Source organism: uncultured Methanobrevibacter sp. (assembly GCF_947170395.1).
Classification (GTDB): domain Archaea; phylum Methanobacteriota; class Methanobacteria; order Methanobacteriales; family Methanobacteriaceae; genus Methanocatella.
This window is the reverse complement of sequence record NZ_CAMVTE010000019.1, coordinates 26,460-42,933: the sequence shown is the minus strand read 5'-3', so window position 1 is coordinate 42,933 and position 16,474 is coordinate 26,460. Positions and strand designations below refer to the sequence as shown.

Sequence of the window (16,474 nt, the reverse complement as noted above, 5' to 3'; positions counted from 1 at the left end):
CAGAGGGATAGCTCGGTAATCCTAAGACTCACAGAGAGACTTACAGCCCGAGAATTTCCGACCCCTACAGGTCGGAGAGGTTCAAATTGAATCTTCTTATTAACATTTGGTCATGAAGTAAATGATTTTCAAAACTTTTAATTACTTTTTTGATTATAGTATCTTTCATGTCTGACATTGTTTTTATTATAGGATTCAATTATGATTCAAACTGTTATTTGATTGATGGCAATATTCTGGTTGATACAGGTGCCGGCCACAATAGGGATTATCTGTTTTCAAAACTCCGTGAAAATGGTGTTGAACCTGATGAGATTGAAACGGTAGTCAATACACATTGTCATTTTGACCATATTGGCGGAAACCACTTTTTTTCGAATGCCAAAATAGCCGTTCATGAATGTGATGCGATTTCAATGAAAAATAAGGATAGTCTGGGAACATCAATGTCTGCTTTTGAGGATGCTGACAACTCAAGAGTCGATATTGAACTTAAAGACGGAGATAAAATTGCCGATTTTGTGGTTATTCACACTCCCGGCCATACCAAAGGTGGAATCTGTCTGTGGGATGGTGAAAATCTGATTTCCGGAGACACCATCTTTGCTGGTGGCGGCGTCGGCAGGATGGACATTGGCGGTGACTATGGGGATATGAAAAACAGCGTAAAAAAATTGATGGAACTGGATGTCAAAAACATCTATCCAGGTCACGGTCCGATAGTGGAAAATAATGGAAAAGACCATATAAGGCTGTCTTATTCCTATTTATAATTTTTATTTTCCTAATTTTTTTGATACTTTCTTAAATGATCCTCTCTTGACAAGCACGGTTACCTTTTCGCCACGACCGATTATATTGTCAGGTTGAGGTATAACCAGTTTTCCGTTTTGATAGGTTGAGATAATGATATAGTCTTTTGTTGGAGATATGTCCTTGAAGCGTTTTCCGACAATTTTGTCATTTGTTATGGCCATATCCAGGATTTCTGCATCTCCTTCACCAAGGGTCATTAATTCAGCGGCGTTAGGTCTGGTAACTAATTTTTGTAGTTGTGCCGCAGCGGCAATTTCGGGACTTATTACATGATCAATTCCAACTTCCTTAAATGCCTCTTCATGGTCCGGATTACTTACACGGGCAATAATATGGGGAACATCATATTTTCTAACTAATATGCATGACAATAAGTTTGCTTCATCGTTTCCAGTTGTTGCAATGAAGAAATCAGCATCTTCTATGTTTGTTTCTTCAAGCAATTTTGAATTAGTGCCGTTTCCACAAATAACTAGTGCATCAAGTTCTCCTGAAATTTCTGCACATAATGCTTCATTACTTTCAATTAATGTTATGTCTTCGCCGTTATCTATTAATAAATTTGCAAGTGCAAGTCCGACACGACCTCCACCCATGATTATAATATACATAAAAAATCCCCTCGATATAATTATAACTAATCAATATTTATTTTTTAACATTATAAAGTTATCTTTTAAAAACTTCAAAAAACGCTCTTAGTGTGATTAAAACTGGGTAGATTTCTAGTCTTCCAGTCCACATATTAAAAATGCTAATAATTTTTAGAGGGTCTTCTAGACCAAAATTAATCTCCCCTAATGACAAACCAACATTTCCTTGAATGGAAATTGTATCAAATAAGCTTTTAAATGGGTCATGACCATATAGACAAAATAGAGCCCATGTAATTAAAATACAAATCATATATAATGTGATATAGTTTCCAACATCGCCCACTGCTTTTTCTGTAATCCTAGTATTTGATACTTTTATGGTTAGCACCCTTCCTTCAGGAGATAGTATTTCACGAATGTGCTTGTATATTCCCTTAAAGAATATGATGATTCTTGAGAGTTTTATTGCACCAACTGTAGACCCACTTGAACCTCCAACTAACATCAAACCCATTATGCATATAAGCACGAATGATGGCCAGCCAGCCATCACTTCAGCGCCATGAATACTTGCTCCAGTTGTTGTTGCGGCGGATACTACAGTAAATAACAATTCTATTGGGACTATATTTGATAGGAAGTAGAGTAGTAATGTAACAATTGCTATTACAGTTATCATCACTTTAAATTGTAAATCTTCAATTAATGATTTTCCTCTGGTCTTAATAACTCTGTAATGCACTAAAAAGCTTGTTGCCCCAAGTATCATCAAAATCATTGAAATAAAATATATTAAATCATTTTGATAGTATCCGATATTTGCATTTTTAATGCTCATTCCGCCTGTGGAGATTGTAGTGAATGTGTTGCAGATTGAATCAAAAATGGGCATTCCTGCAATAAGATATAAAATAATTCCTGCAGTTGTATAAATCAAATAAATTCTAATGGTATGTTTGAGGGTTGCTTTTATACTCGGTTTTAGTTTCTCTTCTCGTGCTTCTGATTGATATAATCTGGATGAGGATGTTCCAGGTCTTGTTAGGATTGCAACAATCATAACAATAATTCCCAATCCTCCAACCCATTGTTCAAGAGCTCTGAAAAATAAAATGCTGTGGGGTAGGATTTCAACATTTGAACACATGGTAATTCCGCTTCCGGTCAAGGCGGACATACTTTCAAAAATACCAGTTACAATGCTTAAATCACCTGCCATTACCATGACAAGGCCACCAATGATACTTGCCCATAGCCATGCCAATGCTGATATAATCATCCCATGTTTTAGCCGCATTTTTTTTGAAGAATATTTGTCGAATGATTTAATGCAAGCAAATCCGAGAACTATTGAAATAAGGCTGGGAATTATAAATCCCATAAAATTAAATTCGAGATATATTAAGTCTACAATTATTGGAATCAAACATAATATGCCTATTCCAATCATAATCCTACCGGAATTTTTAACTACAATAAATAAGTCAGTTTTGTTAATATACCTCATCAGTAATAATTTGAACAAATATCTATATAAATTTTTAAGTAATAAGAAATATTATATAAAAAATTAAGGTTGATATTATGGACCGTAAAACAGTATTGTTGTTGGGAGTAAGTATCCTTATTTTGCTTGTAATGTTGTGGTTTATAGGAATCGATCAGGTATTGAACGCCTTAAAGATGGCTAATCCGTTAATTATAGCTTTAGCTATAGCCACACAAATATTCACTTATTTTTTATACACTTTGCGATGGCAAATTCTTAACAAAATTGCAGATATGGATGTAAGCATAAAGAAATTGCTTCCGATGGTTCTTGTCAGTCTTGCAGTTAATAATATCACTCCATCAGGTCGTGGCGGTGGAGAGCCGGTCAGGGCATATCTCCTGTCTCAATCAAATGAAAATTATCATTTTGAAGACACCCTGGCAACTGTCGTCGCAGACAGGGCACTGGACACTTTTCCTTTTGTGATTCTGGCAGCCATTACAATCGCATCGATGGTTTTATTTTTCAGTTTTGATTTATGGCTGATTGTTGTAATGGTTTTAGCCGTAATAGCCATTGTTGCTATATTGTGCATCATTATTTATATGTGCATCAATCCTGGCTTTGGAAACAGGGTCGAGGGATGGATAATCGGTCTTGTCAGAAGATTTTATAAGAAAAATTCCGAAGCTTTGGAAAATCAGATTCATGAAGCGATTTTCGGTTTCCAGCAAACCATGAAGATGCTGATTTCAAACAAGAAAGGTCTGGTTTATACAGTAACATTATCATTTGTAATCTGGATTTTCGAGATAATTAGGGTTTATCTGGTGTTTCTGGCATTTGGGGCAAATGTAAATATCATAATTATTGGTGAGGTATTCATCGTGGCCTGTCTTGTAGGTATGATTCCGCTTCTTCCGGGAGGACTTGGAGCTGTCGACGGATTGATGATAATATTCTATTCTGCAGCGGGAATTTCCACTTCCGTAAGTGCTGCTGCAACAGTTATTGAAAGGCTGATTTCATTTTGGATGACTACAATAATCGGTCTGGTCATCATGCCTTATTATGGGTCTGCCGTTTTGGATAAAATTTCATCTTCTTCTCCGGATGAAATTGAAGAAGAAATTGGTCAAACCGAAGATTAATTTTTCCTGATTTTCAACAAATAGAAAACTTTATTTTAATAATAAAATATAATTTTATATGTCAAGAAAATTAGTTTAATTTATTTTTTAATCTAATTTTTAATGAATTCTATGGTGAAAAAATGGAAATTAATGGCGTAAATATACAAGATACCTTTGCTGAAGGTTTCGGAATTAAAGTATCTAGATTAATTATTACTGCTGCTACCAAACATTTAGCTAAAATTGCAGCTACTGAAGCTACTGGATTTGCTACTTCAGTTATCGGATGTCCTGCAGAAGCAGGTATTGACCAATATGTTCCTCCAACTGAATCTCCAGATGGAAGACCAGGTTATGCAATCATGATTTGCCACATGTCTAAAAAAGCTTTAGGCGGACAAATTATGGACAGAATCGGTCAATGTGTTTTAACTGCTCCTACTGCAGCAGCATTCAATGCTTTAGAAAGTGAAGAATCCTTCCCAACCGGAAAACAACTCAAATTCTTCGGTGACGGATTTGAAACTGAAAAAGATGTAAACGGTAAAAAAATGCACGTAATTCCTATTATGTCTGGTGACTTCTTAGTAGAAGATGAAATGGGATGGAAAGACGGAGTAGCTGGTGGAAACTTCTTCATCATGGCTGACAGTCAAATGGCTTCCATTGTTGCTGCTGAAGCTGCTGTTGATGCTATTCACGCTGTTCCTGGTGTAATTACTCCATTCTCTGGTGGTATGGTTGCTTCCGGTTCAAAAACCGGTTCCAAATACTCATTCATGAGCGCATCCACCAACGAAAAAGAATGTGTAACCTTAAAAGATCAAGTGGACACAGAATTACCTGAAAACGTATTCGGTAACATGGAAATCGTTATTGACGGTGTAGATGAAGAATCCGTTAAAGCTGCTATGAAAGCAGGTATTGAAGCTGCTTGTCAAGTACCTGGTGTTCTTGAAATTGGTGCTGGTAACTACGGCGGAAGTTTAGGACCTTACCAAATCCACTTACAAGACTTATTCTAGAGAGTTTAACTCTCTTTTACTTTATTTTTTTTCACAGTTTTACTCGATATTTTTTTGGGTTAGTTTAGCCACTTCTTTTTTAGTTAAGTTTATTCCAAGTATCTCTTCATTTTTTTCCAGTTCTTTAATCAGTTTGTGGAATGTGGCTCTGTCGGGACCTGAAATGATGTGGGAATGTGTATTGTTTACAATTTTATATAAATTTTCGATGGCGTCTTTTTGATCTGTATTCTTTTCAAGGTAATCTCTGAATTGCTTGCCGTCTTTAAGTTCCATAGTATTGATTTTTCGTGTCAGGGGTGTTTCAATTCCAGGTAAGTGGTATTGGATGTTTTCAAGATTGCATCCATGTTTGCTGATTATTTTAAATTCATCATAAAGTTGGTCCACGCCATGTCTTACGGTTAATTTCAGGACGTGCGGTCTTGTTGATTCAAAGTATAAATCCTTTCCTCCAATCAGTTCGGGGGACACGATTTTATCTGCCCCTGCCTTTCTGAGTCTTGAATAATTTTCCTCTTTGCTTGCTCTTGATACAATCCAGGCATCAGGATTGCATTCACGTATTGTCAAAACGATGAATAAATTGGTTACGTCGTCACCTGTGCTTATTATCACGCTTCTGCATTTTTCTCCTGCCAGTTTTGAAATCAGATTATCTTCTGTAGCGTCTTTGTGTATTGTGACTACTGAATCGCTTTCTTCGATGGTTTCAATTATTTCTTCATCTTTTTCAAACAATATGACATTTTGATTTCTTTTGGTCAGCTCTTCGAAAACCACTTTTCCAACCCTTCCGTATCCGCAAAGAATGTAATAGTCCTCCATATTTTCTATAGCCTTCATTTTTACAGCTCCCTTTGAATATTTGTTCATTTTTTCCTGAAAATTAGTTAGAATAATATTGAATACATAGGCAAGCAGTGCAACTCCTCCCAATGCCAGTGTTGTTGCAAATATCTTTTGAATTCCGGTGGTGGGAATATAATCTCCATATCCTACCGTTGCCATTGTAATCACTGAATAATAAATTGAGTCAATTAGATTTAACCTCATTATAAAAATAGAACCTATTATTCCATAGGCAAACAATACTATTACTAGTATGACTCCGGTTGTAACATATTTTGCCGGCAATGTCTTTAGAAGTTTTATGGTAATTTTTCTCATAAAATGTTTCCTTCAATTAAGATAATTATATTTATTTTAAATACTCATATTTTAATTTAAAGGTGATTTTGTGGACCCTATAGACATGATGGTTACTGATTATAATTGTGAATATTTAGGTTTGTCAAGACTATGTTTGATGGAATCTGCCGGAAAGTCCCTGGCTGAAGAGGTAGGTAAAATTGCAGTTTATACCTTTGCAAAACCTGTAAAGGTTGTAATTTTTACAGGTTCCGGAGGAAACGGTGGTGACGGTTTTGTTGCAACACGCTATCTTTTAAACAGGGGATATGATGTTGATATTTATATGCTGAAGGATAATATCCGCTCCGAGCATGCAAAAATTAATCTGGAAATTTTAACAAACATGAAACCACGTCTTTCCCGCTTAAATATTATCTCTCTCAAGACACTGGATGACATTAACAGTTGCGAAGTTGCAAAAAGCGGTGATTCTGAATTTATAATTGTTGACGGGCTTCTGGGAACCGGAATTAATGGAAAACTGCAGACCAATATTAAAAGAGCTATTGAAATTATAAATGAATCAAAAGGAGTCAAAATAAGTGTTGACGTACCGTCCGGAATGGATCCTTTAACCGGTGAGGTCAGTGACCTGGCGGTTGTTCCGGATTATACAATCAGTTTTCACAAAATCAAAACAGGCGTTCGCAATGCTGATGAAGAGAATGTTGGAGGTCTTGTGACTGCCGATATAGGAATTCCGATTGAGGCTGAATATTTTGTCAGTTTCGGTGACTTTTTAAGACTTAAAAATAGAAAATCATCATCCCATAAAGGAAATAACGGCAGATTGCTTGTAGTTGGCGGGAGTAAGGATTATTGCGGAGCTCCGGCAATTGCGGGAATGGCTGCAATAGGTACAGGTGCGGATTTGGTTTATGTGGCTTCTCCTGAAAAAGCGGCGCAGGCAATTAAGTCAACATCACCTGATTTAATCGTAAAATCTCTTGAGGGGGACAAATTATCACTTGACCATCTTAGTGAAATAATTGAAATGTCTGAAAATGTTGATGCGCTATTGCTGGGTCCCGGTGCCGGAATTGATGAAGAAACATCAAAATTATTCAATGTTTTAGCAACAAAGGTTAAAAAACCAATTGTTCTGGATGCCGATGCTCTTAAACAGGTTGATTTGTCATTGATTAAAAACCGTGAGGATATTGTGTTGACTCCGCATATTTTTGAGTTTAAATCATTTTTCAATGTTGGAAATGATTTAAAATTGGACATTGATTCTTATGATTTCTCAAAAGTTGATGAAAATATCACTGAGTTTCAAAAGATTACCCGTCAAATTAAAGGCAGCGTTATTGTCAAAGGCCAATATGATTTGATTTTATCCGGCACTAAATTCAGAATAAATAAATCAGGCAATGCCGGAATGACTGTTGGCGGAACCGGTGATGCGCTTTCCGGAATTGTAACAAGTTTGCTATCTCAAGGTTTGAATTCATTTGATTCTGCATGTTTGGGGGTATTTATTAACGGCCTTGCAGGCGATAGGGCATTTGATGAAAAGGGAAACGGTTTTTCAGCAACTGATGTGGTATCATACATCGGCAGTGTGATTAAAGATGGATTATGTTAAAGGAATTTTTAAAAATCGCCCCAACAGGTTCATTGCTGAGGTTGAAGTTGAGGGAAAACTGGAAATAGCTCATGTGCCAAATACCGGACGATGCAGGGAGCTATTGGTGGAAGATGCAGCTGTCTGGCTTCAACCTTCCGATAATCCCAAAAGAAAGACAAAATATTCTCTTCACTTTGTTGAGAACAAGGGAGTGCTGGTGTCACTTTACTCACAGCAAGCCAATAGCATTGTGTATGATGCAATCATTGATGGTAAAATAAAGGAGCTTGCAGGCTATAATTATCATCAAAGAGAAAAAACCGTGGATAATTCCCGCATTGATATATACTTGGCAAACCTGGAAGATGATTGTTGCGGGATGAGATTTCTTGAAGATTCATGTTATGTAGAGGTCAAGGGAGTTACATTAATCGTTGACGGTGAGGCAAGATTTCCCGATGCTCCAACACAACGTGGTGCAAAACACCTGAAAGAGCTAACAAAACTTAAAAAACAGGGAAATCGGTGTGTTGTATTTTTCCTGATTCAACATCCTGCAGGAAAGTTCTTCAGACCAAACTGGGAAAATGACCCTAATTTCTCTAAAACCTTAAACGAAGCTTATGAGGCAGGTGTAGAAATCCTTGTCTACCGATGTGACAATCAGCTTGATGGAATTGAACTGGTTCCGGAATCTTTAGACTTTGATTTGGCTCAAAGTCTCTCCGATAGCGTCATTGATAACTAATGTTGCAAGATTGTCGTATTGTGTTTCGCTTTTGTTTATCAAAACGAGATTTTTGCCGCTGAAGTAATTGATAAGTCCTGCGGCAGGATAGACCACCAATGAAGTTCCTCCAATGATTAATGTATCTGCATTTTGAATATAATCGATTGCAAAGCTTAAAATCGCATTGTTTAAGGGTTCTTCATATAAGACAACATCAGGCTTCACGATTCCTCCACATTCACATCTTGGTATTCCTTCGCTTTCTAAAATATGATTTAAATCATATTCCTTACCGCAAATCTGGCAATAGTTTCTGTGAATTGATCCGTGAAGTTCGAGAACTTCTCTGCTTCCTGCTTTTTGATGAAGTCCGTCAATATTTTGCGTAATTATTGCTTTTAATTTTCCTGCTTTTTCTAAGTTGGCTAGTGTAATGTGGGCAGGATTGGGTTCGGCATCCTTAAAAACGAGATTGTCTTTGTAATATTCGAAGAATTCTTCGGTATGGTCCATATAATATGTGTGTGAGACCAGATTTTCCGGTGTGTCACCGTATTTTTCCAGACTCTTAAAAATTCCGCTTTCAGATCTAAAGTCCGGAATTCCACTTTCTGTTGAAACTCCTGCTCCTCCAAAAAAGACAATATTGTCTGATGAGTCGATAATTTCCTGCAGTTTGCTGATTTTAGACATGTTATTGTTTATGTTTAAGGTATGTATTTATTTTTTTTTAAAGTCAAAATTTATTTTTCAATTTAAAATTGCTTAAACATTGTAAAATTGATTTTAAAGTCTTTAATTGTCATAAAAAAGAACTTACTACTTTATATTAAATTAAAACATAATATAATGTGTTCACTAGATTATCGTGATGTCTATTGATACAAATTGAAGAGGTGGTTATTATTCCAGCTAAAAACCAGGAATTCGACTCGCTTCTTAAGCTGTCTTCAAGAGCATTTTCAAATGCCTTGATGCATGTGGCTGGTGAAAAACCAGGAATTGTTGATGTCATCCATCAGGATGTGTTATCAGCAAGGTTAAAAAGGGGAATTTTAGATTTGCCTGTATTAACACCATATGGGTACTGTATTGACTATGAGTTTCACTCAGGTCCAATTAATAGAAAAATAGTACTTAGAAACTACCAATTTCAACTACCCCGACCTGTAGAGGTCGTGGATTGTGAGTTATTTTCACAATCCGCTAGTTGAATAGCCTCAGACTTATTATTAATAAGTCTACGTTATTGAGAAATATTATAGTTACCTATAGATGTTTAAGCCTAGTCTGTAGCTCTAAGGTGGGCGATTAAACAGTTCTGAGATGGTAAGAACAGTGTTGCTCACATATAAAACTCTCAAATAACATTGGCGAAGGCTAAACTTACCCAGGAATAGGGGGTAAACTTTATATTAGTTTACAAACTAAACAAAACGGCAATTCCTCCTCGACCTAAAAGAGGTCGAGGTATCTTTGCCAAATATAGATGAAAGCCGATGGCGTTAGTTCAGATTTCATTTTTAAATATTGTGGCATAATGTTGTAATTTTGGGATTTCAATCCCTTTTTTTAATTTTTTATATAATTTTAAATATCATTTTTCATATAGTATTAGTAAGTTGTTATTAACATTTGCGAGGAAATTTATGGAAAATACTAATTCTAATCTTGATTGGATGGTTTACTGGTCACTTCCAAAATACACTCCCCGAACAAGCCAGGTCAAGCTTATCAACAGAATCAACTGGGCCATTGGTGAGGGTTATAAAAACATCATTCTGGAAGCCGGTACTGGTATTGGAAAATCCGCCATCGCCACCACTCTTGCAAATATGTATGAGGACTCTTATATTTTAACAATGACAAAGCAGCTTCAGGAGCAGTATCTGGATGATTTTGGAGACATGCTTGTTGAGATTAAGGGCCGTGGGAATTATAAATGCAACTACAAGGGAAACTGTGACTTTTGCATCAAGGCGGAGTACAATTTAAGAAGATGTTCGGATTGTGATTTTCAGATTGCATTAAGAAATGCCAAAGATGCGGAAAATGTAATTACTAATTATGACTTTCTCTATTATGCGGGAGTCGCCAGTCCGATTTTGGATCCTCGCCAGTTGCTGATTTTGGATGAGGCTCATAATCTTGAACGCAAGATGTTGATGCTTTCCTCTGCCGAGTTAAACCGTGAATATATTTCCACCAAATTTGGTATCGATATTTTTGAACCGCTGATGCATGCCACCAAATCAATGAAAAATCTTAAAGGAAATTCCGACTATTGGATTCAGTTATGTAAGGATTTAACAAAGGAATGTAAAAAAAGGATTAAAAAAATTGAGGGGGATGCAAATAAGACTGTTCAGGTCAGCTTGGATGAATTTGAAAGCGACCCATCAAAATATTCCAATTATGATTATGTTGAAAAGCAGAATCTGGAACAGGACATCAAAGCATTTACAACAATCAGCCTGGGATTATCTGAAAATGAGCTGATTATTGATTTGCCGGACAGGAAATCCATTTTAAATAACGATATGGATATCAATGCCGAATTCAAGCCGTATTCAGTCATGGACGACACCCAAAAATTGCTTGCCATGGGTGATATCTGCATATTTTTAACAGGCACTTTGGGAAGCAAGGACAAATTCTGTGAGTGGAACAACATCAATCCCGAAGAAACTTATTATATTTACGAAAAAAGTCCATTTGATGTAACTAAACGACCAATTTATCCTGATTTTGTAGGCAGGATGAGCGGATTTAGAAGAGGAGTTCCCAACTGGAAAAACAAAAGAGCAATAAAAAAGATTAAAGAGATATTGGAAAAGCACTCTGATGAAAAAGGTGTCATTCACACGTCAAGTAACGAGCAGGCATTTTGGCTGATTGAAAATTTAAAGGGTTATCCATTAACGTTTGTGGGTGGAGAGAACAGAAATCAGATTTTAAAAGATTTTTCCAAATCCAAAAAACGGGAAATTCTGATAGGTGCTTCAATAAAGGATGGTGTTGACTTTAAGGGGGATTTGTGCAGATTTCAGATAGTATTTAAAATACCTTATCCTCAACTGAATGAACAGGTTAAATATCGCCGTGATCTGGACCCTAAATGGTTTTTCTATCAGACAGTAATGGCGCTGATGCAGGCTTACGGCCGTGGAATCCGTGATGTGGATGACTGGTGTGTAATGTATATTATCGATTCCAGTTTCAAACAGCTGTTTGATTATAATCGAGGATTTTTCAATGAGTATTTCATTGAAGCGGTACAAAAAAAGAAGTAAAATGATAGCGTAAAGCTATCTGTTTAATTTTTGATAATTTGCGGCTTGAAGACCGTGGTATTTAATCATACCTTCAACATCTCTTTGGTCAGTTTCTTTGTCTTCAAATGTAATCTGTTCAATGCTGTGTAAGCTGAATGGAGATTTTCTAACAATCGGTTGGATAGAACCTTTGAATAATTTCATTACAACTTCTCCACTTACTCTTTCTTGCATTTTATCAATAGCCTGGTCAAGATCTTCTCTTAACGGTTCTTGCCAGAGAGCTCTGTAGACCAAATCGGAATAAAGTGTAGACATATATTCGGCAAATCTCAATTCATCAGTTGTTAAAACTAATTCTTCTAATGCCTGGTGTGCTGCAATTAATAATTTTGCACCAGGGGTTTCGTATATTTCCCTACTTTTAATACCAATCATTCTGTTTTCAATTGTGTCTACTCTGCCAATACCGTGTGATCCTGCAATTTCATTTGATTTTATAATGATGTCGATTAAAGGCATCATTTCACCATTAATGGCTACAGGTATACCTTCTTCAAATTCGATAGATACTTTTTCAGGTTCATCTTTAGCATCTTCCCATGAGGATGTCCATTCGTAGATATCTTCCGGAGGTTCGTTTGCAGGGTCTTCCAGCACGTCCCCTTCAATTGCTCTTCCCCAGAGGTTTTCATCAATACTGTAAATTTTATCGTAACTTAACTCGATTCCTTTGGATTCTGCATATGCTTTTTCTTCAGTTCTTGTCAAGTTCATTTCTCTGATTGGTGCTATGATATCCAAATCTGACATTGCAAGTATTATTGCTTCAAATCTGAACTGGTCGTTTCCTTTTCCTGTACAACCGTGCGCAATTGCTGTTGCTCCTTCTTTTTCAGCTACTTCTATAAGTTTTTGAGCAATTAATGGTCTTGCAAAAGCGGTACTTAATGGGTATCCTTCATATTCTGCATTTGCTTTGATTCCGCGTGCGATGTATTCGTTTGCAAACTCTTCTTTGGCATCTATATTGTAGTGTTTTAATCCACCAATTTTAGCTGCACTATTTTTTGCTTTTTCCATTTCTTCTTCGCCTTGTCCTACATCAACACATGCAGTAATAACTTCTACATTGTATTCTTCTTCCAATAATTTGACACATACAGAGGTATCTAATCCACCACTGAATGCTAAAAGTACTTTATCAGTCATAAAATCACCATAATTATTTTGATAAGAATGAATTATCAAGAAATATTTATATTTTTAATAGTATTTAATAATTTTTGAAAAACTAGGCAGAAGAAAAACTCTTAATTGGGGCTAATAATTGAGGTTGAAAGTTATATGGGCTTTTTTTTAAGGCAACCCTAATTAAGAGTTATAAAGAGAAGAAAGTTTTGACTTTGTTCTCTTGATTATAATGTTGTAGTTACTAGTATATAAAAGTTTAGGTATGCCTAAATTTTTACCATCAAATTTTCATCTTCAACAAATTCAATCAGCCGCTCATATGTTGGGTTGTGCTTTAAGGTATCCTTGTTTCCGATTATAATTAGTTTTCTTTTGGCTCTTGTAATTGCAACGTTCAGTCTTCGCAAATCCTTTAAAAATCCGATGTTTCCGTTGGCATTGCTTCTGACTGTGGATATGATGATTATTTCCTTTTCCCTTCCCTGAAAACCGTCAACAGTTTTCACCTCAACAGGAGTCCTGTCCTGGATTATCTTTACCTGATCTGCATAGGGGCTTATGATTCCGATTTCATCTTCACTTAATCCTGCCTTAAGGTAGTCATTGGCAATTGAGACTGCAATGTCTGATTCCAATTTATTGATGATTGATTTTGAATCTTTAAGATGCTTTTCACCTTCTTTGTCAACTTCAGATGTATCAATAAAAAGCATGGCTTCCTCTTTTTCATTGGAACTGATGATGTCATTGATTGTTATATCATCAACGCTTGAATCGCTTTTCAGACTGTTGTCGTAAAACTCTGAATTTGGAAACTTCATTAACAGGGAATTCATACGGTATTGAACATTCAGCAGCTGTGATTTGAATGGATATATTTTAATCAGCTCTTCAAACAGTGTCTTTTCAAGTTCCCATGCCTTGTCGCTGATTATTGTCGGCGGTAGCTGCTTGTGGTCTCCGGCAAGTATGAATCTGTGAGCCTTTGAGATTGGAATCAGGACGCTTGGAATTGTGGCCTGTGAAGCCTCATCGATAATTGCAACATCAAATTTGGTTCTTGCAATTGACTCCAGGGCTGAAGATGAGTTTGTAGCCAATATTACGTCGCTTTCTTCGATAATATCTCGAATCATCTTGTTTTCAACCCTTTTGATGTCATCGTGAAGCTCATCAATAAGCTGGTTGTATTCAATCCACTGCGCCATTGATTTCATTTTATCCGGTGAAATTCCTCTGCCTCCTTTTCCTTTGGATGCATTGTAGAGGATGTCATAATCTCCATAGCCTCTGCGGTACTGTGGTGTCGGCTTTGTGTATGTGCTTCTTTTTTCAATCAGATTGTCAATCTTGTTTTGAAGTTTCTTGATTTTTTTGTTGAGGCGGTGGTTTTCAACCTTGTATGCCAGAGTCTGTGTGATGTTGTGTTTTGATACTCTCTGGGGATGGCCGAGTCTGGTCAACTTCAGCTTTTTGTTTTCCATTAATCTCTCCAGGATATTGTCCACAGCGGCATTGCTTTCTGCTGTTGCAAGCACCTTGTGCTTTTGTCTTGTCTCCTGTGATATCAGCTCAACCAGGGTTCTTGTCTTTCCGGTTCCAAATGGACCGTGAATCAGATGGAAGTTTTCACATGAAAGCGCATTTTCAATGGCTATTTTCTGGGATTTGTTCAGTGACTGGTCAATATAGTCAATATAGGGAGTTGGGCGGTTCTTTTTCGGATTTCTTTTATTTAAAATGTATTCCAGAGCATTTTTTCCTTTTAAGTTGAGATGATTGAGGTTGTCTTCCATTCTTCTGAATGTAATGTCATTGGCATATAAATCAAGTCTCACTTTCTTTTTTAAAACCCATCTCGGAATTCTTTTGTCGAATGCAACCTTTATGAATCTGGCTCCCTTTTCGGTTACGGTTCCGGTAAAATTGCTGCTTAAAGGATTGGCTGTGCTGACAAGCACCATGTCTCCGACAGATATTTCAGTGTCTATCTTTTCTGATCTTCCGAACTGAACAATGTTGAGTCCCAGTTCCTTGCCGATGTATTTTCCCTTGACTTTGTTTATGGCCCTTCCCAATTCTTCCCTTTTCTGACCGGACATATGTGCGATTTCAAATCGCATCAGTTCGATTTCGGCATCCCTTTCATAATTGACCAGTTTGATTAATCTTTTGATATATTTTTTCAATGTAATCCCTATTATTATATTGAAGTTATAAATAAAAGTTTTAATCTATATTAATATATGGAGTTCGAAACGGTCAGTCAGTTCGATGGTTTGGAGATGAGTTACATCTGCGATTATTCGGGAGGATACATCTCCAAAAATAAAAAGCTGTTTGGCTCAATAGAGTTGACTGATTTAAACAGATTCATTCTGGAATCTGCTGTTTTTGGAACTCCAATATTTAAAATGGGCTGCGGGAGGTCAAAATTATTAATTTTATCGGGAGTTCACGGAAATGAAATACCTCCTCAAATTGCCCATTTAAGACTTTTAAACGAGTTGCTTGGAAGGGATTTGTCCAGTACTGTCTATTTTATTCCATTTGCAGCTCCAAAATCATCAATGCTCAGTGAACGAACCTTCAATTCAATGGATTTGAATCGTTCGACTCATATTGCAAATTCTCTGACCAACAGGATTTTAAACGCTGTTCTGGATTTGGGCATTAGTTTTGTTGGTGATTTTCACTCGACTGCCTTCAATTCGAATCCCGGAATGGAATCTGTATTTTCATCCAAGTCTCCCTGTCCTGAAAGCTTTTTGATGGCAAATTATATTTCCAGTAATGTTGGATCTGCTGTATTGTCATTTGACTTTGCAGGCTCATCATATGCTGGTGCGGTTGAAGATGTATGCAATCTTAATGGAGTACCTGCCGTAACCTGTGAGGTTTTATCTCCATTTTCAAATGTTGCCAGTGGCAGTGTTGAAAAGTCTCTTGCCCAGATGAGGAGTTTTCTGGATTATTTTGGTGTTTGAAAGCATTATTGCTTTTTTGGGATGCTAATTTTGCGGCCTTCAGTATCTTTTTGAAACAACAATTCTGCAGATTCCCATTTCGGATTCAAGATTATTATCTTCAAGAAATGCATGTGCTAATTGATAATACAGTCCCAAACTTCAAATACTTTTTTTACTGGACCATTCATTAGGAGCCCTAATGTAAAATGAATCTGTTGAATTATTGTTTTTAGGATTTTTTTCTCAAAAAAGAACTTCTCCTAAACCATACTTGGAACTTAAAGTGATTAAATGGTTTTCAAGAATGCAATAAACATTTGTGTTTTTTACAACTTCGCTTTGTGATGAACGCATTACTGTGCCATTACAATTTTTATGTATAATTTAAAATCTCTTTTAGAAAAACAGTTCGTATAAACTCTAAATACAAATAAGAATATGCGGGACGTATAATATAAATATAACTATTATATGGACTTT

The 16,474-nt window shown here is 36.4% G+C and carries 14 protein-coding genes; 8 read left to right on the top strand and 6 right to left on the bottom strand.

Annotated elements, in window-relative coordinates; all coding sequences use genetic code 11:
* The first annotated feature begins 167 nt into the window (after positions 1-167).
* The gene (locus Q0W04_RS06715) at positions 168-773 is read left to right on the top strand and encodes an MBL fold metallo-hydrolase (protein ID WP_298501361.1); all 606 of its coding nucleotides are present in this window, start codon (positions 168-170) and stop codon (positions 771-773) included.
* Between the two features lie 3 nt (positions 774-776).
* Here Q0W04_RS06715 and Q0W04_RS06710 read toward each other — a convergent pair whose 3' ends face one another.
* Together Q0W04_RS06710 and Q0W04_RS06705 are read right to left on the bottom strand one after the other, a co-directional pair.
* Complete coding sequence (locus Q0W04_RS06710) at positions 777-1,427, bottom strand: TrkA family potassium uptake protein (RefSeq protein WP_298501360.1); 651 nt, start codon at positions 1,425-1,427, stop codon at positions 777-779.
* Between the two features lie 58 nt (positions 1,428-1,485).
* The gene (locus Q0W04_RS06705) at positions 1,486-2,919 is read right to left on the bottom strand and encodes a TrkH family potassium uptake protein (protein ID WP_298501359.1); all 1,434 of its coding nucleotides are present in this window, start codon (positions 2,917-2,919) and stop codon (positions 1,486-1,488) included.
* 77 nt (positions 2,920-2,996) lie between these two features.
* Between Q0W04_RS06705 and Q0W04_RS06700 the strand changes: the two genes are divergently transcribed.
* Together Q0W04_RS06700 and fhcD are read left to right on the top strand one after the other, a co-directional pair.
* The gene (locus tag Q0W04_RS06700; RefSeq protein WP_298501358.1) at positions 2,997-4,055 is read left to right on the top strand and encodes a UPF0104 family protein; all 1,059 of its coding nucleotides are present in this window, start codon (positions 2,997-2,999) and stop codon (positions 4,053-4,055) included.
* Positions 4,056-4,177: 122 nt separating this feature from the next.
* Positions 4,178-5,062: a formylmethanofuran--tetrahydromethanopterin N-formyltransferase gene (fhcD, locus tag Q0W04_RS06695; RefSeq protein WP_298501357.1), complete on the top strand. Its 885-nt coding sequence runs from the start codon at positions 4,178-4,180 to the stop codon at positions 5,060-5,062.
* Positions 5,063-5,101: 39 nt separating this feature from the next.
* On the opposite strand, the gene Q0W04_RS06690 is transcribed toward fhcD, so the two are convergent.
* Positions 5,102-6,232, bottom strand: a complete 1,131-nt coding sequence (locus tag Q0W04_RS06690; RefSeq protein WP_298501356.1) for an NAD-binding protein — start codon at positions 6,230-6,232, stop codon at positions 5,102-5,104.
* 70 nt (positions 6,233-6,302) lie between these two features.
* Here Q0W04_RS06690 and Q0W04_RS06685 point away from each other — a divergent pair, with 70 nt between their 5' ends.
* Positions 6,303-7,844 carry an NAD(P)H-hydrate dehydratase gene (locus Q0W04_RS06685; protein WP_298501355.1) on the top strand — a complete coding sequence of 514 codons (1,542 nt, stop codon included), beginning with the start codon at positions 6,303-6,305 and terminating at the stop codon, positions 7,842-7,844.
* The gene (gene sfsA, locus Q0W04_RS06680) at positions 7,831-8,574 is read left to right on the top strand and encodes a DNA/RNA nuclease SfsA (protein ID WP_298501354.1); all 744 of its coding nucleotides are present in this window, start codon (positions 7,831-7,833) and stop codon (positions 8,572-8,574) included. Before Q0W04_RS06685 ends, sfsA begins: the two co-directional genes overlap by 14 nt.
* Here the strand turns inward: sfsA and Q0W04_RS06675 are convergent.
* Positions 8,524-9,249 (bottom strand): NAD-dependent protein deacylase, encoded by a 726-nt coding sequence (locus Q0W04_RS06675; protein WP_298501353.1) that lies wholly within the window; start codon positions 9,247-9,249, stop codon positions 8,524-8,526. The two genes, sfsA and Q0W04_RS06675, sit on opposite strands and share 51 nt — an antisense overlap.
* A 203-nt stretch (positions 9,250-9,452) precedes the next feature.
* On the opposite strand from Q0W04_RS06675, the gene Q0W04_RS06670 reads away from it, so the two are divergent.
* On the top strand, positions 9,453-9,770 hold the full coding sequence (locus tag Q0W04_RS06670; protein WP_298501352.1) for a hypothetical protein: 318 nt from the start codon (positions 9,453-9,455) through the stop codon (positions 9,768-9,770).
* A gap of 435 nt (positions 9,771-10,205) precedes the next feature.
* On the top strand, positions 10,206-11,849 hold the full coding sequence (locus Q0W04_RS06665; protein WP_298501351.1) for a helicase C-terminal domain-containing protein: 1,644 nt from the start codon (positions 10,206-10,208) through the stop codon (positions 11,847-11,849).
* Between the two features lie 15 nt (positions 11,850-11,864).
* Here Q0W04_RS06665 and Q0W04_RS06660 read toward each other — a convergent pair whose 3' ends face one another.
* Together Q0W04_RS06660 and Q0W04_RS06655 are read right to left on the bottom strand one after the other, a co-directional pair.
* The gene (locus Q0W04_RS06660) at positions 11,865-13,043 is read right to left on the bottom strand and encodes an argininosuccinate synthase (protein ID WP_298501350.1); all 1,179 of its coding nucleotides are present in this window, start codon (positions 13,041-13,043) and stop codon (positions 11,865-11,867) included.
* Positions 13,044-13,291: 248 nt separating this feature from the next.
* Positions 13,292-15,214, bottom strand: a complete 1,923-nt coding sequence (locus Q0W04_RS06655) for an IGHMBP2 family helicase (RefSeq protein ID WP_298501349.1) — start codon at positions 15,212-15,214, stop codon at positions 13,292-13,294.
* A gap of 57 nt (positions 15,215-15,271) precedes the next feature.
* Here Q0W04_RS06655 and Q0W04_RS06650 point away from each other — a divergent pair, with 57 nt between their 5' ends.
* Positions 15,272-16,012, top strand: coding sequence for a succinylglutamate desuccinylase/aspartoacylase family protein (locus tag Q0W04_RS06650; protein WP_298501348.1), 741 nt, complete (start codon positions 15,272-15,274; stop codon positions 16,010-16,012).
* Positions 16,013-16,474 lie beyond the last annotated feature (462 nt).